Raw genomic sequence first — 20,451 nt, 5'->3', positions numbered from 1 at the left:
TCTTGACGGAAACAGGTTTTGAGATTCTTTTTATGCTGCCTATATGGATCAGTTCTATTTTAATTTTTACTTTTTCGGTTCTCTATTAGCCTGTCTTTTTTCCATCTACGTTACCTTCTTCTTTTTAAGCATCAAGGATAGAAGTAAGGCAGCATTTCACTTGGGTCTTTCCACTTTGGCGATGACCATTTTTCATTTAGCATACATTATCGCATTTATCTCTTTTGATCAATGGACAATCATACATCGTTGGCTGGCGATCCCTTCTCCTATGATGGGATTTACACAGTGTTTTATATTTTTCTTTTATTTTCCAAATCCAAGAAACGTTAAGTTTGGTTTAACTGTTTATTCTATCTTATATGCAGGGCTTGCGATTGTTGAAGCTACGTTTGTTGCGATAACTTTACAATCGGACCATCGTTTTAATATAGGTAGTAATTATTGGGATTTCGAATCTCATAAGTTCTACAAAATTTTCTCTATTATAATTTTGATATATAACTTTTCTTTTTTGGCTTCTGCCACTTGGAGAGCAATTGTAGAGAGAGGAAAAGAGAGGAGATGGATCATTTATATCGCGATCGCTTATTCTACGATTACGATCATTCCTGGTATTCTGAATGTAATGAGTAGAGACGGTTCCGTTTCTAGAAAAGTATTCCAACATACGACTGATATTGCCCTTGTAGCCGGTCTTTTTCTTGTATTGATCATTTATGCAAATGCTACTAAGGAAAGGACTACCATTTTGAGTAAGATTGTAGCTGTTACTATGGCTACTTTTCTATTAGCGTTTCAGCTGGTGGGTTATGCAATATTAAATGGATATGAAACTTCTTATGATACGTTAAAAGTGCAGGCCTCTGAGCTTGCTGCATTTCAAGGAAAGAAGCCGGAAGGTTTTGCATACCTTCTATCCTTTGATCCGGATTCCAAAGAGTTCATTTTGGAAAAAGGGGAGAAGGATCCTAGGTTTGATTCGGAAGATCGTTTAGAGATAAAATTTTTTAATGTAACCCGAAAACTTACTAATTTGGGGACATTAAATGCTAAAGAAAGATGGGAGAGATCTAAAGTCATTCTTTCCAATTCTCCGAAAGAGTTTTATGCATATTCGGAAGCGATAAAAAGTTTTTACCACTCAAAAGGAGAATCAAAAGTTTCGGATGCAGAGCTTATTGATTTCTTTCGTTTCTTAAATAAAAAATTAAATATTATAAAAAATAAATTCTCCAATCTTCCTTCCAAAAATGATCCAGTGGCAGTGACTAAACTTCTGAATTCAGAAGAGATAGGATTACAGTCAGTCCTCGAACAAGTTCGCAAAAAAGTGGAGAAGGATATTTCTTCGGGAAAATCGGAGTTAGAGGTCAGGTCTTCTTTTATTCTTCCATTAACTTCTTTAAGAGAAGTGGGAGAAAGAATGTATAGAGGAGCCAGGTTTAATAAGGCGGATGAAAAAACTCCAGAATTCTATTTAGCATATTTAGTGATCCATCCTCAAAGTGAAAAAATTTATGAAGTTGGGTTCACGTATAAATCATTCAGAGAATATCTACATGTTCCTTCTTTGGTCATGGTGATCTGTCTTTTGGTAATGATTGTTACGATCAGTTTTGGATTTAGATTCTTCTTTCATAATGCAATCGTAAAACCGATGGAGGAGGTTGTAGTAGGATTAACAGAAGTAAACTCAGGGAATTTAGAATATAGATTGGTTCCAAGGGTAGAAGATGAGATAGGTTTTATCGCAAGATCTTTTAATAGAATGGCTAGATCTATTCAGGCAGCCAGAAAAAGATTAGAACAATATGCTAATGAACTGGAAGAAAAAGTAAAAGATAGAACCAAAGAATTAGAGCAGACCTTAAATGAGGTCCAGGAATTAAAACAACAACAAGACGCGGATTATTTTTTAACTTCCCTTTTGATCAAACCTTTAGGTTCGAATAAAGCAAACCAAGAAAATGTGAAAGTTGAATTTCTTTTGAAACAAAAGAAAAGGTTCACTTTTAGGAAACATGAGGATGAGATTGGAGGAGATTTGAATATCTCCAATCATATCGATTTACAGGGGAGATCTTATACTGTATTTTTGAATGGAGATGCAATGGGTAAATCCATGCAGGGAGCAGGAGGTGCGCTGGTTTTAGGATCCGTTTTTGAATCTATCATCGAAAGAACAAGAGTAGTCGATACGATTAAAAAACAATCTCCAGAAAGATGGTTAAAGAACGCTTTTATAGAGTTGCATAAGGTGTTCGAAAGTTTTGACGGCTCCATGTTGGTCTCCTCTGTGATAGGACTCGTGGATGATGAACTTGGAATATTATACTATATTAATGCAGAACACCCGTGGACAGTTTTGTATCGGGACGGAATTGCAAGTTTTATAGAAAATGAGTTTATGTTCCGGAAATTAGGAACAACCGGTGTAGAAGGTACTATTTTTATTAAAACATTCCAATTAGAACCTGGTGATTGTATATTTGTAGGGTCTGACGGTAGGGATGATATCATCGTTGGAATGGATTCGGATGGAGATAGGATCATTAACGATGACGAAAAGTTATTTTTAAATTCTGTAGAAAAGGGAAGAGGAGATCTTCAAGAAATATATAATGTGATCTTAAATATCGGTAAATTAAGCGATGACCTTTCACTCATCCGGTTGTCTTTTACTGGAAATGGAAAACATACAATCGCTCAGGATGAGAAAAGGCAAAGGATCAAGGAATTACTCAGGAATGCAAGGGAAACCTTTTTGAATAAAGACACTCAAGAAGCACTTAGCTATTTGGAAGAAGCTGAATCTTTGGATAGCAGAGTTCCTGAAGTGAAAAAGAATTTTATAAAACTTTTCTTAAAATTGAAAGATTATCAAAAAGCCGCTAGATACGCAGAAGATTATTTTAAGATGAATCCTATAGATAGCGAGATCTTATATGTTGCTTCCTTTGCGGCGAGGAAAGCAGGCCAGATCAGAAAAGCTTTAGATTTTAGTGAACGTCTTCGCTTAAGGGAGCCTTCACATATTAAAAATCTAATAAATCTTGCAGAGATCTATATGGCAGTCAAAAATTTTGATAGAGCGAATTCAATCTTAAAGGATGCTATACGGTTGGATCCTTTAAACGAATCTATTTCGAAGATAGAAGAACTTTTGAAAAAATATTCGGATCGTTTCTCTAACGAAAATGGACAATCTAAAGAATCTTAGATTGTCCGAGTAAGTATTGTATTATTTCTTAATATGATATCCTGTCTTGAACATCCAAGCGACAACGCATAGACAAGAAATCAAGAAGAGCGATATCATAGCTAAACTTATCTCAAGACTTACATCTCCGATCTCGTAAAAACTCCATCTGAATCCACTCACCAGATATAAGATCGGGTTAAATAGAGTCACTGTTTGCCAAAATGGAGGGAGCATACTTGCAGAATAAAAACTTCCCCCCAAAAAAACCAAAGGAGTGATTACAAGCATTGGGATCACTTGTAGTTTTTCGAAATTGTCCGCCCAAATTCCTATGATAAACCCGAATAGACTAAAAGAAACACAAGTTAATATCAAGAAGAACACCATTAAGAATGGATGAGCGATCTTAATTTCTACAAACAAGGAAGCTGTAGCAAGCATAATGGAACCTAAGATCAAAGACTTGGTTGCAGCTGCTCCTACGAAACCGATCACTGCTTCCATGCTGGAAACAGGGGCAGATAAAATTTCGTAAATTGTTCCTGTAAATTTAGGGAAATAGATCCCGAAGGATGCGTTAGAAATACTTTCAGTCAATAGAGACAGCATAACAAGTCCAGGCACAATAAAAGAACCGTAAGATACTCCATTTACTTCTTGTATCCTGGATCCTATCGCAGAACCGAAAACGATAAAATACAAAGAAGTAGAAAGAACTGGTGAGGCAATACTTTGCATCAATGTCCTTCTTGTTCTTGCCATTTCGAAAAAATAGATGGCCTTGATTGCGTTCAGATTCATTTGGATTCCTTCACTAATTGTACGAAAATTTCTTCCAAACTGCTTTGGGTGGTATTCAGATCTCTGAATTCAATTCCTGATTTTTTCAATTGTTCCAAGAAGCTTGCGATACCGGTTTGTTTTTCCTGGCCATCGTAGGTGTATAACAATTGTTTTCCTTCGTTCTTTAATTCCAGTTCATAACCGTTAAAATTATTAGGCAGACTTTGGAGTGGAGAAACAAGATCCAATATCATCTGTTTTTTTCCTAACTTATGCATGAGTTCGGTTTTCTTTTCGACAAGTACCAATTCACCTTTGTTCATGATGCCGACTCTGTCTGCGATCTCTTCTGCTTCTTCAATATAATGTGTAGTGAGAATAATAGTAACACCCTTGTCTCTAAGGGCTCTCACTACATTCCACATATCTTTTCTGAGTTCTACATCCACGCCGGCACTCGGTTCATCTAAAAACAGAACTAATGGTTCATGAGATAATGCTTTTGCGATCAGCACCCTTCTTTTCATCCCGCCGGATAAAGTCATGATCATCTGCTCTTTTTTCTCCAAAAGGGAGAGGGATTTCAGAAGTTCATCAATATACTCTTTGTTAGGTGATTTTCCGAATAGGCCTCTACTAAAATTTACAGTGGTCGAAACCGATTCGAATGAATGAACTGTAAGCTCTTGTGGAACAAGGCCGATCATAGATCTGGTTTTTCTATAATCTTTGATGATATCGTAACCACCTACAGAAACGGAACCGGAGGTCGGATTGACTATCCCGCAGATAATCGAGATCAGCGTGGTTTTTCCTGCGCCATTCGGACCTAAAAGAGCGATGATCTCTCCTTTTTCAATTTCCAAGTTTATGTTTTTTAAGGCTTGGAATCCGTTAGAATAGGATTTGGAGAGATTTTGGATAGAAACAATGGGAGACTTGGAGTTCATACGATTCCTTCAAACCGTTCAATAAATTAGAAGATTATCCAAAATACAAAACTCAGTTTGATTGGCACACACCAATTTTAGAAGATAGAATGGTTTTGTAGGTTTCTGGAAATAGGTCGGTTTCCAATAAGAGGAAACCGAATGTTGGAATTCCTACAAAGATCAGTTACGACTTTGTTTTTCTCTTAGATAAATATAATAAGCAGCTCCAACTGCTACACCAGGAACCACACCGAGTAAAAGTGCGATCCATCCGTTTTTGATCCCTTTTGTTTTTGCATCGTATATGATCCAAGCGGCGAGAACGAGCCAGGTAAAAATTATATCTAATGCATAAGCGCTGGAGAATGGATTTACGAATCCTCCTAAAAATGCACCGATCACATCGAAGTTTTGTGATAAAGGTGGGAGCACCAAATATAGAAAGCCAGCGGTAAACACAGACCCTAGAATGATCAGAAGATTTTTAAATGTTGAAAGATTCATTTTGTTCTCTTGGTTGAAAGTTTAATAGCAAAGAGTAACGAATTCTGTAGAGAGCGCTACAATAAATTATATCCAAAACGGGGTAAAAAGTTTGGAAGAAAGTTCCATGATTAATCAATTTTTCCCAAATTTTAGCTCAAATTGGTAAAAAATTTTTCTCCAGTTGACGGATCTTAATCCGTTTGGGTTATATTCTTCAAAATCGAAAAATTAACGTTAAGTGAAATTTCAGATTAGGAGAACTAAGATGCGTAATCTAATTCGCTCGGTAGGGCTCGCGTTAGCTGTAACAGGCTTCCTTGCGGGCTGCCAAATGATAAACAAAATTGCTGGATGGGATGAAAAATCCAATTTATCTTTCTTGTCCTTGGAAAAGGCAGGAATATTTGCAGGTAGCGGAAAGTCCGGGCCTAGTGGGACCACCTTACAATCTACAGATGGTCTTTTTAGCGTTTTCATTCCAGAAGGTGCTATGGATGGAGAAGAATCTTTTGAGATCACTAAATATGACCCTCCATCAAACGCTCTTCCTCAAGGTTATTTTCCTACAACTCCTTTGTATGAAATAACTCCTTCATATCGATTTAAGAAAGATGTTATCGTTACAATCACATTAGATTCCGATAAATTAAATTCTTTGAATTTAAATAAGAAGAAGTCCCAAGGTTTTGTGGTAAGCCAGACTCCTGAGGACAATAATTCAGGAAGAATTACTGGAGGTTGGAACGCTGGAAGAACGTCAATTAATGGTGATAAAATTACTATTACTACTCGTACATTTTCCGTATTCGGAGGGGGAACTCCTCCAGCAGGAAATAATGCTCCGAATGTAATGGGAGCATTCTATTATTTTAAACCGAATTGTTCTTATTTACCTTATATGGTAAGAACTAGAGTGATAGAACCGGATGGAGATCCTATGCAGGTATATCTTCTTACCGGAACTGTCGGCAATAGTCTTGTTGCTATTCCTATGACTCCCGAATCAGGTAACTGGTACAGCGCGAATATTCCGTATGAGGCTATGTTCGAAGGCGGAATCCAGATGCAGGTCTTAGCGGTGGATTCTTATGGAAATAATTCAACTCATCCGACTACAGATCCTTTTAGATATCCGGTAGACGCTGCGAATTCTACTTATACTTTCGGATTTAAAACAGACCAAGATAACGACGGATATCTGGATGCTTGGGAAGTGGATAACGGTTTTAATCCACGTAGCGCTACTTCTCCAACTGCAGCTTTATTTCCTGATTCTGACGGGGATGGTATTCCGAATATCGCAGATAAGACTCCGAATGCAGAAGCCAATCCTCCTATCGATAGTTTAACTTTGATACCTTCTGTTCTGAAAATGGATGTGGGGGAGAATGTTACATTTGCTGCATCTGCAACTTTTGCCGGTCAGCCTCGTTTTGTTCGTCCGAATTTAGTAGTTACTGGAAATGCAGTTAGTGGAGTTCCTGTTGGTACTTTAACAAATTCTACATTACATGCGAATGCTCCAGGACTTGCTGGAGTGACTGCAAGTATCGGAAGTATCACTACTACTACAAAAGTAACCGTAGTGGATTCCGTTGCTCCAAGTTCTATCTCTGACTTGACTGCGACTGCTATGACATTCACACAAGTAAGGCTTCGTTGGACTGCTCCAGGTAATGATAGCGGTTCCGGTCGTGCTGCTGCGTATGAGATTAGAAGGGCGGCTACTGCAATCACTAATAATCTTCAGTGTGATTCTGCACCTGCGATCGCACATTCTTTAATACCTAAAAATTCAGGTTTACCTGAAGTATTGGATATCAATGGACATTCTCCGAATAACACTTACTATTATTGTATTCGTGCATTCGATTGGAATGGGAATAGAAGTTCTTGGACAGGAACTGTTCAAGCAACAACTCCGGCTACTCCTGACTTAACTCGTCCAGGAAATATCACCAACTTAAATGCAGTTACTGTAAACGAAACTTCAGTGGACTTAACTTGGACTGCTGTAGGAGATGATAATAATACCGGCATTGCTGCTGCGTATGATATTCGTAAATCTACGAATGTGATCAATACGGATAATGATTGTGATGGAGCTGTCTCTATTCCGAATGCGTTATTTGGAATTACTTCCGGATCCGCGATTACATTTAGAGTAAACGATCTTTCGGAAGATACCAGATATTATTTCTGCGTGAGAGCATACGACGAAGTAAGTAATCGTAGTAGTTGGAACGGAACTGTTTCTACAAGAACACGCATGAGTAATAAAGCTCCTATCGTGGACGCAGGACCGGATCAATTAGATAGAATGATTTCTCAAGTCGTGAACTTGAATGGAACAAACTCTTCAGATCCTGACAAAGGAATTTGCGGAGCGAATGTATCCAATTATTCTTACCAATGGAGATTTATTACTAGACCGGTAGGTTCTGCATTACTGGATTCAAATATTTCCAACGGGAACCAATTGTCCGCTTCCTTCGTTCCGGATATTCCTGGAAATTATTTACTCGAATTATCCTTTAGAGACGACGCAGGAACCTGTTTTGGTGGAGCAAGGACAGGAATAGATTCAATCCAAATCTCTGCTAAGGACTTGGACAGTATAGTTCCAGATCCTGTTTCGAGTAGATCCGCCGCTACAGTTTCTTTAGATCAGATCCAATTGAATTGGTACAATGTAGGGGATGACGGAATGGTCGGACCTGTATCGAGCTACAAGATCGGTATATCTCTTTCTCCAATTACTAACAGTTTAGAATGTGATGCTGCGGTAGATTCACGTTATCCGAACTTGGACAATTACGTTCCGGGTCAGGCAGTTTCTTTTATCATTGGAGGCTTATTACAGAATACAGTTTATAATTTCTGTATAGTTGCTTATGACGATGTTGGAAACAAAAGCCCATGGAGTGGAACTCTGAGTGCAAAAACTTTGGAAGGAACTTCTGGTTGGGGGACATTCAGTAGTTGGGGAACTTGTAGTACCAAATGTGGGCCGGGTAATCAATCTAGATCTAGGATTTGTTTAGATCCTACTCAAGGTTGTGCAGGTTCTGCAGTAGAGACCCAAGGTTGTAATCTGCACAATTGTGCAACTTCGGTTTATATGGCTAATGATAATGGTACAACTCCGAGTATAAGTTGTCCTACAGGATTCTCGAGAAATACTTCGAGTACATTCCCTGGATATTATAGGAGAGTGGTATTTGATTATTTCGGAGAAGGCTGGGCTTGTGGACTGATTCCAAGGGATGATAAAAATTATAATCCAACTTCCTACTATAATCTTTCGCTAACAGGAACTTCGGCGACTTATTATTATCCTACGAATAATCCTCCTCCAGTGGAGAATTATTGTATTTCTCATACATTACTTCAAAATCGAAGTATTACGATTACTTGTACGGAGAATCCGTAGTTAGTAAGTCGTAATCTTTAATTTCAGGATGTATTTCAAGCCCTCGTCGTAAGACGGGGGCTTTTTTATTACTTAAAGAAATTTAAAAACCGGATTGGCAAAAACTGGATCGAATCTAGAACGGAGTGAGTCCGAATGCCCGATCTACAAGAATTAAAAAAGATATTCGGAGTCTCCGAATTCAGATCCTCTCAAGAAAAAATTATTAGAGATGTCTTAGAAGGCAAAAACTGCCTAGTGATTATGCCTACTGGTATGGGCAAATCTTTATGTTACCAATTGCCTGCCTTGGCCTTGGAAGAATTGACTGTCGTAATTTCTCCATTGATTGCTCTTATGCAAGACCAAGTAGATAAATTAAAATCTTTGGGGATAGATGCTGAATTTATAAATTCTTCGATCTCAAAAGAAGAACGTAATCTTCGTTATGAAAACTTAAAGAATGGAAAATATAAGATCCTTTATGTTTCTCCAGAGAGATTCCGTAAATTTCACTTTTTAGAAATTTTCAAGACTAGAAAAGTTTCTTTATTGGTGGTAGACGAGGCTCATTGTATCAGCCAATGGGGACATGACTTCAGGCCAGATTATACTAAAATTTCAGAATTCAGAAAGATCTTAAAATATCCTAGGATTATTGCTTTGACCGCCACAGCGACAAAAGAAATCCGAAAAGATATAGTTAAACAGATTGGATTATCTGAATCAGACATTCAGGTTTATAACGAAGGAATTTCTAGACCGAATCTATATTTAGAAGTTAGAACTTTTGTAGATTCTGTTTCTAAGGCAAAGGAACTCATCTCATACCTGAAAAATTTGAAGGGAAATACGATCGTATACTTTAACCTGATCAAAAATATAGAAAGTTTTTCCGAACTTTTGGATATAGAGAAGATCCGGTATAGAGTGTATCACGGACTATTACCTTCTGATAAAAGAAGAAGGATCCAAAACGATTTTCTAAATTCAAAGAATACTTTGCTTTTAGCTACGAATGCATTTGGGATGGGAGTTGATAAGGCAAATATTCGCACAATCATTCATGCAGAACTACCTTCTTCTTTGGAATCTTATTACCAGGAGATAGGAAGAGCGGGACGAGATGGCAATCCTTCCGACTGTCTTTTATTTTATAACCAAGACGACTTATCTGTTCTTATGGATTTTATCGAATGGCAGAACCCAGACGAGAATTTTATGATCCGAGTACATCGTGTCTTTAAGTCTGTGGGAGAAAAACTTTCTTCTCTCGAATACGAAGAGCTCCAAGCAATGGTAGTGCATAAGAATAGAGGAGACCATCGTTTACAGACTGTTCTCAATCTTTTCGAAAGGCATGGAGTTACTTCAGGAGATCTGGAAAGAAAGTCTCTTGTTTTACGAGGAGAATTGCCAGACGTTTTAACAGACCCGAAAATTTTGGAAGAAAGAAAGAAGGCGAGTTTAAATCGTTTATATCAGATGCTTATGTATTTAAAATCTGAGAAATGTAGAAGGGAATTTTTATACGAATATTTCGGTGCTAATTTTCATTCTTGCGAAAATTGTGATATTTGTTCTAAAACTTAAACTATAGGAATGCAGAATGTGAATTTGCTCCCTTTTTTTTCTTCGGATTCTACTGAAATTTTTCCGTTATACGCTTTTATAATACTATAAACCAAAGGTAGACCTAAACCAGTTCCAGATTCATTTTTAGTTCCTAGCCGAGTGGATTTGATCTCGGTCAAAAATAGATTCGGGATCATATCTTTTGGTATCCCGATCCCAGTATCTTCTACAAAAAATTCCGAATCATTCTTCTCATTAGTAAATCCTATGCTGATTGTATCATTCTCTCTGCAAAACTTAATGGAATTGGAAACTAGATTAATAAATATTTCAGCGAATAGGGCCCGGTCCACATTCAATTTTACGTCATCTGGGATTTTATTTATGATACTGATCTTTTTCGCATCTGCTTGAGGAAGAAGTTTTGCTAATACACCCTCTACTTCTGGATAAACATAGATCAAACTATTGTCTAAAGGAAAGGAACCTGATTTAAGTCTATTAAGATCCAAGAGTGTTGCTATCATCTCTAAAGACTGAGAAGAAGTATATTCTGCTCTATCAACCCATTCCAATAAGGATCTATCATCCAATTGTTCATAATCGTTTTTGATCAAATGTAAGATACCGATTACCGTTGTAATTGGAGATCTTAGATCATGGGTCGCTAATGATAAGAACGTATCCTTGAGTGAATTTGCCTCTTCTGCGATATGTTTTGCTTCTTCTAATTCTTTCGTTCTTTCTGTCACTTTTTGTTCCAATGATTTTTGGAGTTCTTCCAGTCTTACGAATGCATTTGAAAATCTGACTGAGAGCATTACTGTTTGAGAGAATAAGAATGCGAGAAGGCCCCAGCTTGCTAAATATTCTGCCTTTATGATTAAACTTTGGTTTAAAATATCGTTTAATGTGGTTACGAAAAGTATAAGAGAGCCTATTGCAAATAGGATAGCGCCTTCTCTTTTCCTGAAAATGCAAATAGCATTCATTATGAAAAAGTAAATAACACTTATTCCTACGAAGGCTTGGAATATCCTAATATAGTTCATATATTCCGTAGAAGGTAATACAAGGACTAGAATGAAAAATACGGAGCTAACTCCTATAAATAGATTATTAAAATAATATTGGAATTCTTCGTCCGGAAATACAGCTTTTAGGAAAACCGAAAATAATGGAAGGGCCAAAACAAACGTCAAAATATCCAGTTTATGGATATACACCCAGAAAGAATCCGGTGTGACCTCATATATAAATACTGATCCTGTAAAAAATCCTCTGATACTTAAATCTACACAGAATAATCCGAACCAAAGAGCGGATTTATCCACTCTTCTCATCAAGAATAGGATTAAATGATAGAGACCCATGAAGAATGTAGCACCAAAAACTACCCAACCAAGAGCAACCTGTCTTTTTTTCTCTTCGAAAACCGCTAAGGTATCTCCAATCTTAATAGATTTGCGAAGCCCGCCTGTTCTATGATAAAAATTTGATATTTGTAAGGTGAGATTTAGTTCTTTGGATTCTTCGTTTATTAAAACGATTGGATGTTTATAAGAAGGAATCATTTCCTCTCTGGAATTTCCGATCTTCCCATTCTCGATCAGCAATTTGCCATTTAGAAAAAGTTTGAATGCTGTGGAAATATCTCCAATTTGAAAAGCCAGATCTTTTACTGGTTTGTCCAGTAGGACTGTGAGTTTATAAGTCCCGAGACCTTCTCCCTCATGTTGTTTGCCATTTTTTATAAATGAGTTCCAGGCACCGGGAACAGAAATGAATCCATCTTTTGTAAAAGTTTCAGGAGCTAAGATCCCATCCGCAAATTCCCAATTTCCATCTAAGGCAACAGTGGAAAAACGATCTCTATCCCAATCTTTCAGATCTAAAATTCCATCTTTAGCTTGTGGAGAATAGATCTCGGTTTTTTGAGAACATCCCATAAAAACCAAGAGAACTAGTAAATGAAAGATAGATGATCTCATTCTGATCTCTGGTCTCCAGTTTATTCTCCGGCAAAACCCTGTATAGAAATTTGCATAATGGTATTTTTAAAAAAAGACTGAAAACCCTAAGAAGAATCCTCTTAAAATCTCATAGTTTCCAGATCTGGAGCCATTACTAATAGAGAAAGAAGAAGGTGAAGAAATATTATAACTCAGATTCAATTGATCAAAATGCAAATAGCTGAAATAGGAATAAATTTGGTTATATCCCAAATGAAATCTCATATTCTCATGGAATTTGTATTGGAGAGAAATTTCTGACTCGTAACCCCTGAAAATTCCTCTGGTTCCAGCACTTCCATTCGTAAATACCAATGTATCTGTAGAAATCATTGGAGTTTTAAAAAATCTGGTCCCTTCTGTATAAAACACATCCAAACTTATATTTGCGGAAAAATTTTCCATAAATTGATAAGAAGATTGGATCGAGATCTGAGGCCCATATGTATAAAAGTATTCTTGAAAGGCACCGTCTAACATGTATTTGCCGTAGGTGTATTTATTAATATTTCGAAGCCCTCCACCTAAATACAAATTCCAGTTTTGTGTCGGGGAAATAATCTTATAAAAATTTGCTTCGAACTCAGATCTTGCTAAAGGAGAATAATAAAACCTTTCTGCGGATAAGGCCCCTGAATTGGATCGGATCACATTGGAATTAGGATTTACCAATTCTACCTCATAATAAGATATCTCTGCCCTGTAATTTTTCTCATAATTTTCATAACTGAAAACTGCAGGAACCAATACCTTTTGGTTTTGTTGCAAATGGTTGGTTTCTATGGAAACATTCGGATCTGTTTTTTCAGAATAAGAAGTAAAATTATAGGGAATAAAACTATAAGTTTGCCTCTTTAATAATAATTCGAATTTTTGTTTTTTCTTTTCTTGGATTCCATTCTTGGGAATTTCTTCCGAAGATTGTAAACTCGAAATTAAGAATAAATTTAAGAGAATAAAAATTTTATATTTTTGAAAAAGATCCATATTCTTCTGCACCTAAAAAGAATAAATTAGATGATCTTTTTAAAATACAAAAGGTCAACGACTTTCAGGTTTTCTAGTATACTTCCCAAACTTTCTATTAGAGAATTGGATCTTGGAGAAGTTATGAATTTATTTATTACTGGAGCTTCGGGATTTGTAGGCGGAGCGATCGCGCGTCATTTAAAAACAAAACATAAGATAAAGGTATTATCCAGATCTCCAAAAACAGACTCAGTCCTAACCGAGCAAGGTTTTGAAATAGTAAGTGGAAGTTTAGAATCTATTACTTCTCAAGACTTAGCAGGAATAGATATAGTAATCCATTGTGCTGCATTCGTAGGCCCTTGGGGAACATACCAAGATTTTTGGAAAGGGAATGTAGAAGGAACGACTCGCCTATTGGAAGCCTCTCAAAAAGCGGGAGTTAAAAGATTTATACATATGGGAACAGAGGCTGCTTTGTTTCACGGACAGGACATGATACAGATTGATGAGACTTATCCTTATCCTAAAAAAACTCCTTACTATTATAGCCGCAGCAAAGGAGAAGCAGAAAGAAGAGTAGTCTCTGCAAATCGCCCTGGTTTTGAAACAATAGCTCTGAGGCCAAGACTAGTTTGGGGTCCGGGAGATACATCAGTTCTTCCTGTTCTGAAAAAGATGGTATCCGAAGGAAAATTTATGTGGCTGGATGGGGGAAGAGCCAAAACTTCCGTGACCTGTATTCCTAATTTAGTGCATGCGACAGAACTTGCTTTAACTAAAGGTGTGGCCGGACAAATATACTTTATCACTGACGACGAAGATAAGACCGTAAAAACATTTTTAACGGAGATGATGCAAACTCAAGGAATTACACTTCCCCAAGCATCTGTACCTTCTTCGGTTGCTGGATTTTTAGCAATGATAGTAGAAGGGATCTGGAGAATATTCGGAATTCGTAAAGAACCTCCAATGATGAGATTCCCTGTGGATATTATGGGAAAAGAATGTACGATCCGTATAGACAAGGCAAAAAAAGAATTAGGATATAAACCTGTGGTGAGCGTTGCCCAAGGTTTACAATTAATGAAAGGTTGATTTCCTTGTTAGACCGTGACCACGGAAACTTCTTCTTTGTCGCTTTCTATCCTTGCACTTTTTAGAATAGTGTCGAGTAGGCCTGGGAATTTTTTTTCCAGGTCATCCTTTCGGATGATAGAAAATCTCTGAGTTCCTTCGTATCTAGTAAAAATCATTCCTGCGTCTCTTAATTTTCCCATATGGTAAGAAAGATTCGTTTTCGGAGCATAAACTAGAAAAGTAGAACAATTGGATTCTCCTCTTTCTGAAAGGTCCAATAGTATCTTCCTACGGATTGGATCACTTACCGCTTCGAATATAGAATTCAATTCTATCTGATCTAAATTGGGATGAGTTGGCTGTTTAGACATCGGAATTTTTTTTCCAATACTCCTTATAAAGTTCAATAATATTTGAACAAAAGATTGACAAGCACTTTCTAAGTTTTAAAGTTCAAATATTATTGAACTAATGGGGAAAAGCCCCGTTCTGCCTTAAAATCCAAAAATTGGCAAACGGGACAAAGGAGACTCCTATGAAAATACTTAGGTCGATTCAGAAAACCTACCAATATTTGCCGATTTTGCTATTTTCCTTCTTCTTGATCACTCCTCTTTTCGGAGATGAGGTGAAGCTGAAATCAGGGAAAGTTCTGAAAAATCTGAAGTTAGAAAAGGAAGCTGAAGAATATTATATTTTTAGTTTGGAAGATTCTATCCCGGTCCGGATCTCAAAGTCCGAGATCGCAGGTATCCAGGCTGAAAACAATACGCAAGAATTGAAGGAACAAAAACAGATCCCTCAAAAAAGAAATTATGATCTGATTTGGACCCAATCTTTAACTAATGATGTGTTTATCAATGGTAATAGTTTATTCGGAAATGCTTTTGATAGAAGAGGTGGTCTTCATTATTCAGAAGTTCCTAAATCATTGATCCTAGATACAATGGTGAATATCCCAACTCCTATAGAAGGTTTACAACTGATCATCAGAGATTATTCTCCTTTAACTGGTAGAACAAACAGAGATGTGGATGGAGTTTTTCAATCGCATTCATATGGACCGGGAGTTGATCTAGATAAGGTTGCAGCAGATCCGAATACAAACAGATTGAGAAAGGAGCCTAATGGATTGAGAGAAGGTCTTGCCACTATTCTCAATTATAAATGGTCCACAAATCGTTTAGGAGATTGGAATGCAGGTTGGATATATTATGCAAACAACCAACCAAGTTTTGCTCTAGGACTTTTCACTTTCGGCTGGGCATTGCCTGTTCTAAAATATATCCATCCGACTTATACATATAACGTGAGAGTCACTTCGGAAAGAATTGGAGGCTCAAGTATAGCAGGAGAAAAGGACCTGGAGTCTGGATATCCTACGAATGCATTTAACGGCACAACATTTCATAGATTCTCAGTCTTTCATGAATACGAGATCACTGACAATTTTAAGATCCAACCTGGGATCGATTTCGGATACCAATACTATAATGATAATATAGATAGAAGGTCCGGATTTAAGAATATCGACTATAAGGTAACTGTAAAGTATTTGGGATTTTCTTTCTCACTCACAGATGTTTACAGACCAAATACATACATGATAGATAATAATTATTATTATCCAAATAATGTAGGAGGCCAAACAGTCGGCACGGTTCCAGGAGCAACTTGGGTAGGACCGTTGACTGGTAATTCAAACGACGGGATGACTATCGATCCATCTAAGGGATATGGATTCGTGAATGATTTTATCTTAAGTTCCATCCAAAACTCTGGATTGGATCCTAATGTAAAACAGGCTCTTGTGAATAAACACTTAGAGCAAAAAATCCCACTTCATAGTATTATCTGGTCTTTCGGATATTCTATTAGGATCTAAAATGAATACCGGAAAGAAATATTAGAGTTAGAATCTAATTTCCTTTCCGGTGTTTTTTAAAATTATCGAGCAAGTTATATAGCTCTTCCGATCTTGGTCGCTTCTTCCACTTCTACAAGTTTTCCGGTTTTTACATCGTAGAAGTATCCATAAACAGGGATATCTTTAGGGATCAATGGATGGTTTCTGATCCTTTTTACGTCATCTACCACACTTTTTTCTAGACTTTCGAAAGTTAAGAAAGGGATAAATTTTGCTTCGTCTGATCCTCCGGATTCTTCCAAGTTTCTCCAACCGTTTGAATCTACAGTTGCGGTTTTCAGACTTTTCTCCAAAAGGTTACGGATGATTTGGTCAGTGAATAGGGCCATTCCGCAATCTGAATGATGGATCACGAAAAATTCTTTTGTACCTAAAAGTTTATGGGAGATGATAAGAGATCGGATCGCATCGTCACTCGCTCTTCCTCCCGCGTTTCGTATAACGTGTGCATCTCCTTCCGAAAGACCCGCATACTTAGCTGGATCCAAACGTGCATCCATGCAGGTCAGGATCGTAAAACTTCTGGCAGGGGGAAGAGCCAATTCTCCCTTTTTACCGAACTCGGAAACGTATTTCTGGTTCGCTTCTATGACTTCTTGGTGCACTTTGCTGGTTTCTTTTTGCAATACTGTTGAGTTTGACATGATGGATATAATATCTGTGATAACGGAAGTTGCTTCCTGTTTTAGCAGAAATCCAAGAAAAAGGCGCTTAGAGTGCCTAATTGCTTAGGGAGAAGGTCAGTATTTTGTATGGGCCATATGGCATTAGGACAAATGAATATGCAACACTACAACATTTGATCCGCAGGTTTACTTGCGGATTCTTTTTGTTCAAAGAAGATCTTAATATTCTTCTTTATAAAAACTAATGAGAAATTCTTTTATCACTCTTTTTGCGGGTTTTATCACCGATCCATTGGAATGTTTGGACTAAAGCGATCAGAACAAAAACCGTTGCGAACATGATATCGTCTTCGTATCTGTAATATCCGAATCTAATCGCAAGATCTCCAATTCCTCCACCCCCTACGATACCGGCCATTGCAGAATATCCTAATAAGCTTATGGTTGTAACTGTAATTGCAGAGTAGATACCGGGCAATGCTTCAGGTATCAAAACTTCTCTGATGATGAGAGAGAGTTTTGCTCCCGTGGAGACTGCGGCTTCTAAAACTCCTTCGGGAATTTCTCTGAGAGATGTTTCGACTAATCTTGCTAAGAACGGGATGGCTGCCACAGAAAGTGGGACTGATGCTGCGAGTGGGCCGATTGTAGTTCCTACCAAAGACTGAGTGAGCGGGATGAGTGCCACGAGTAAGATCACAAATGGAATGGATCGAATTAGGTTTGCTAATATTCCAAGTATTGCATGAAAGAATCGATTTGGTATGAATAATTTTTTGTCTGTAAGATAGATCAAAAATCCCAAAGGAATTCCAAATACTAATGCAGAAGACAAAGAGATCCCAAGCATTAGGAATGTTTGTCCGAATGCATTGACTAATTCAGGATATAATTCTATCCATTTGGAAAAATTCATCTGAAAATTTCCTCCACAGTTGCTCCGTATCTTACAAATGCGGCTCTGATTGTGTCTGTACTATTATCAGAAGGATCAGTTTCCAAATAAAAGACTCCGATTGGTTTGCCTGAAATGTATTCAATCTTACTGTGAATGATATTTGGGACTTGGTTTGTAGCACGGATAACTTTTCCAAGCACAGGTTCAGTCGCGATTTCGTTTTTCAGGACTACTCTAAGTATTCTTCCTTCTGTCCTTGCTAAAGTTTCTTCTGGAATTGAATTTGTGAATGCGTGTCCTGTTAACTTTTTGGTGATTTCTTGTGAAGGATCGGCAAATAGAGAATATACAGAGCCTGTTTCGATCAGTTTACCTTTTTCTAATACTGCGACTGAATTGCAGATTTCTCGAACCACATTCATCTCATGAGTTACGATGAGTATTGTTATGGAGAATTTTTTGTGGATGTCTCTTAAAAGTCCTAAAATAGAACGAGTTGTTTCCGGATCCAGAGCGGAAGTTGGTTCATCACATAAGAGTAGAGTAGGGTGATTCGCGATTGCTCTTGCAATCCCTACTCTTTGTTTTTGTCCGCCGCTGAGCTGGTTTGGATAAGAATCTATTTTGTCTTCGAGTCCTATCAAAGAAAGAAGTTCGATCACTCTTGCGCGGATCTCTTCTTTTTTCCAACCTGATGCTTTTAAGGGGAGTGCAATATTATCAAAAACTTTTTTGTTTAGTACCAAGTGAGATTGTTGGAATACCATTCCCACTTTGGATCTATGATGCCTGAGTGCTTCTCCTTTTAGATTCGAGATGTCTACAGATTGAAAAAATACCTGTCCTGAGTCAGGTGTTTCTAATAAATTTGCGAATCTAAGTAAGGTGCTTTTTCCAGCGCCGGTAGTTCCGATGATCCCGAAAATTTCTCCCTTATCTATTTTTAAGGAGATATCCTCAATAGAAGGATGTATAGATTTCGGAAACGTTTTAAAAACGTTCCGAAATTCTAATATAGTTTGTGGGTCTTCTTTTATTTCCGTTTCCCGAACCATTCCGGCTTTTGGAATCCTTTAAAGTCTTGGTCTACAATTGTCTCGAAGTTTTCAGACTTCACCGCTTCGACTATGTCCTTGGCGAATACGCTATCTTTTTCTGCTTCTCGAACTACGATAATGTTTTTATGCTCTTCTGCCAGTTTTTCTAAGATCACTGCTTTAGTCAGATCCAAACCAGAAGCGAGTGCGAAATTCCCATTGATCGCAGAAAAGTCTGTACTTTCCAAAGATCTAGGAAGTTGAGCTGCTTCTAAAGGTAAAAATTGTATCTGTTTTTTATTTTCAGTGATATCGCTCAAGGAGGCCTTAGTAGGAACTGCATCCGGATTTACTTTAATAAAACCTAATTCTTGAAAAAGTTTTAAAGCTCTTAACAAATTAGTCGGATCGTTTGGAAGAGCGATCGAAGCCTTCTCCTTTATGTCCTTAGGATTTTTAGTTTTTCCTGCGAACACAGACATAGGAGCAGTTGGAATATTTATAATGGCGCTTAACTTTAGATTTTTATCCGCAGTAAACTTTTTCAGGTAAGGAAGATGTTGGAACAAATTCGCATCTATATCACCTGAAGCCAACGCAAGATTTGGTTGGATATAGTCGCTGAACTGAACGATCTCGATCTTGTATCCCTTCTTCTCTAAATCAGGAAACACACCTTTTTTCAAAAGATCCCCGTATGGCCCAGGGCAAATCCCGATCTTCAGATTTTTTCTATCTCCGGGAAGATTGGGTGCTTCTTTCTTTCCGCAGCTTACAAAGAAAGGAAGAAGGGCCAGTAATATGATAAATAATTTTCTATTCATTGATTCACCTTTTGTTATTTCTTATTTGATCTTTAATAATGCTAATCCAGCGAGAATGCCCGGAACGAGTCCGATAGCAAACACAAAACCGGAAAGTGAGTGTGCTGAAATTCCGGAAAAGAATGTCCCAAAGGTGCAACCTATTGAGACCATTGCTCCCCATCCTAAAAAGATACCGCCGAACAAGGAGATCCCCGCTTTAAATCCTGGATTTTCCCCCAAGCTAAAGGAGAATTGTTTGGCTCCTACTGCGGAACCGAAGGAGCCAAAGACTAAACTTAGAACGAATACTGCATTGATCGTAAAAAATCTGGCGCCTTCTGCAGAAGTCACACATCCGGAGATAGTATCCAATCCCTCTAATCGGGTCGGAATGATCTGGAGTAAGTTTCCGACTTCTCTGCTTAATCTGCCCAATTCAGAAGTGACTCCGACGGGTCTAACTCTTAAATAATAAACGAAGGAAAGAACTCCCGCTCCGATCCCGCCTATCCAAGAAGGCCATCTTCCTTCTAAAATATTTTTAGGAAAATTGGAAGAAGTGCGAAATGTGTCGGGATCTTTTCCTTTTTTAGAGATCCACACTGCTAAAAAGAAAAGGATTCCTAATATTAAAAAAGAAAGTACCGGTCTTATTGGGATCTTAACCGCTTTAGCAGTTTCAACTATCGGATACTCAATAGTT

Annotated in this window: 16 protein-coding genes; 5 read left to right on the top strand and 11 right to left on the bottom strand. The window is 37.6% G+C overall.

Annotated features, from left to right (window positions below):
* The first annotated feature begins 43 nt into the window (after positions 1 to 43).
* Positions 44 to 3,223 carry a SpoIIE family protein phosphatase gene (locus CH362_RS18505; protein WP_100711798.1) on the top strand — a complete coding sequence of 1,060 codons (3,180 nt, stop codon included), beginning with the start codon at positions 44 to 46 and terminating at the stop codon, positions 3,221 to 3,223.
* A 21-nt stretch (positions 3,224 to 3,244) separates the two neighbouring features.
* On the opposite strand, the gene CH362_RS18500 is transcribed toward CH362_RS18505, so the two are convergent.
* The 3 genes from CH362_RS18500 to CH362_RS18490 form a co-directional block, all read right to left on the bottom strand.
* Positions 3,245 to 4,006, bottom strand: a complete 762-nt coding sequence (locus tag CH362_RS18500) for an ABC transporter permease (RefSeq protein ID WP_100711797.1) — start codon at positions 4,004 to 4,006, stop codon at positions 3,245 to 3,247.
* Positions 4,003 to 4,938 (bottom strand): ABC transporter ATP-binding protein, encoded by a 936-nt coding sequence (locus CH362_RS18495; RefSeq protein WP_100711796.1) that lies wholly within the window; start codon positions 4,936 to 4,938, stop codon positions 4,003 to 4,005. The genes CH362_RS18500 and CH362_RS18495 overlap by 4 nt, the downstream gene beginning before the upstream one ends.
* A gap of 162 nt (positions 4,939 to 5,100) precedes the next feature.
* Positions 5,101 to 5,424, bottom strand: a complete 324-nt coding sequence (locus CH362_RS18490; protein WP_100711795.1) for a DUF2834 domain-containing protein — start codon at positions 5,422 to 5,424, stop codon at positions 5,101 to 5,103.
* Positions 5,425 to 5,671: 247 nt separating this feature from the next.
* Between CH362_RS18490 and CH362_RS18485 the strand changes: the two genes are divergently transcribed.
* Together CH362_RS18485 and CH362_RS18480 are read left to right on the top strand one after the other, a co-directional pair.
* Positions 5,672 to 8,839: a fibronectin type III domain-containing protein gene (locus CH362_RS18485; protein ID WP_100711794.1), complete on the top strand. Its 3,168-nt coding sequence runs from the start codon at positions 5,672 to 5,674 to the stop codon at positions 8,837 to 8,839.
* A 135-nt stretch (positions 8,840 to 8,974) separates the two neighbouring features.
* Positions 8,975 to 10,411, top strand: coding sequence for a RecQ family ATP-dependent DNA helicase (locus tag CH362_RS18480; protein WP_100711793.1), 1,437 nt, complete (start codon positions 8,975 to 8,977; stop codon positions 10,409 to 10,411).
* Here the strand turns inward: CH362_RS18480 and CH362_RS18475 are convergent.
* Both CH362_RS18475 and CH362_RS18470 read right to left on the bottom strand, forming a co-directional pair.
* Positions 10,408 to 12,384 (bottom strand): sensor histidine kinase, encoded by a 1,977-nt coding sequence (locus CH362_RS18475; protein ID WP_100711792.1) that lies wholly within the window; start codon positions 12,382 to 12,384, stop codon positions 10,408 to 10,410. The two genes, CH362_RS18480 and CH362_RS18475, sit on opposite strands and share 4 nt — an antisense overlap.
* 66 nt (positions 12,385 to 12,450) lie before the next feature.
* Positions 12,451 to 13,392: an LA_2444/LA_4059 family outer membrane protein gene (locus CH362_RS18470; protein WP_100711791.1), complete on the bottom strand. Its 942-nt coding sequence runs from the start codon at positions 13,390 to 13,392 to the stop codon at positions 12,451 to 12,453.
* 123 nt (positions 13,393 to 13,515) lie between these two features.
* Between CH362_RS18470 and CH362_RS18465 the strand changes: the two genes are divergently transcribed.
* Positions 13,516 to 14,472 carry an NAD-dependent epimerase/dehydratase family protein gene (locus CH362_RS18465; protein WP_100711808.1) on the top strand — a complete coding sequence of 319 codons (957 nt, stop codon included), beginning with the start codon at positions 13,516 to 13,518 and terminating at the stop codon, positions 14,470 to 14,472.
* Between the two features lie 8 nt (positions 14,473 to 14,480).
* Here CH362_RS18465 and CH362_RS18460 read toward each other — a convergent pair whose 3' ends face one another.
* Positions 14,481 to 14,825: an ArsR/SmtB family transcription factor gene (locus CH362_RS18460; protein WP_100711790.1), complete on the bottom strand. Its 345-nt coding sequence runs from the start codon at positions 14,823 to 14,825 to the stop codon at positions 14,481 to 14,483.
* Positions 14,826 to 14,989: 164 nt separating this feature from the next.
* On the opposite strand from CH362_RS18460, the gene CH362_RS18455 reads away from it, so the two are divergent.
* Positions 14,990 to 16,339: a hypothetical protein gene (locus CH362_RS18455; RefSeq protein WP_100711789.1), complete on the top strand. Its 1,350-nt coding sequence runs from the start codon at positions 14,990 to 14,992 to the stop codon at positions 16,337 to 16,339.
* Between the two features lie 74 nt (positions 16,340 to 16,413).
* Here the strand turns inward: CH362_RS18455 and CH362_RS18450 are convergent, their stop codons facing one another.
* From CH362_RS18450 to CH362_RS18430, 5 genes are all read right to left on the bottom strand, one after another.
* On the bottom strand, positions 16,414 to 17,025 hold the full coding sequence (locus tag CH362_RS18450; protein ID WP_100711788.1) for a beta-class carbonic anhydrase: 612 nt from the start codon (positions 17,023 to 17,025) through the stop codon (positions 16,414 to 16,416).
* Between the two features lie 223 nt (positions 17,026 to 17,248).
* Positions 17,249 to 17,923: a methionine ABC transporter permease gene (locus tag CH362_RS18445; protein ID WP_100711787.1), complete on the bottom strand. Its 675-nt coding sequence runs from the start codon at positions 17,921 to 17,923 to the stop codon at positions 17,249 to 17,251.
* The gene (locus tag CH362_RS18440; protein ID WP_100711786.1) at positions 17,920 to 18,960 is read right to left on the bottom strand and encodes a methionine ABC transporter ATP-binding protein; all 1,041 of its coding nucleotides are present in this window, start codon (positions 18,958 to 18,960) and stop codon (positions 17,920 to 17,922) included. Before CH362_RS18440 ends, CH362_RS18445 begins: the two co-directional genes overlap by 4 nt.
* Complete coding sequence (locus tag CH362_RS18435; RefSeq protein WP_100711785.1) at positions 18,939 to 19,766, bottom strand: MetQ/NlpA family ABC transporter substrate-binding protein; 828 nt, start codon at positions 19,764 to 19,766, stop codon at positions 18,939 to 18,941. The genes CH362_RS18440 and CH362_RS18435 overlap by 22 nt, the downstream gene beginning before the upstream one ends.
* Positions 19,767 to 19,787: 21 nt before the next feature.
* Positions 19,788 to 20,451: YeeE/YedE thiosulfate transporter family protein (locus tag CH362_RS18430; RefSeq protein ID WP_165780292.1), on the bottom strand; the 664-nt coding region annotated here is incomplete at its 5' end.

The organism is Leptospira saintgironsiae, from assembly GCF_002811765.1.
Classification (GTDB): Bacteria; Spirochaetota; Leptospiria; order Leptospirales; family Leptospiraceae; genus Leptospira_B; species Leptospira_B saintgironsiae.
The sequence above is the reverse complement of the archived record's forward strand: the minus strand, read 5'-3'. Positions and strand labels throughout refer to the sequence as shown.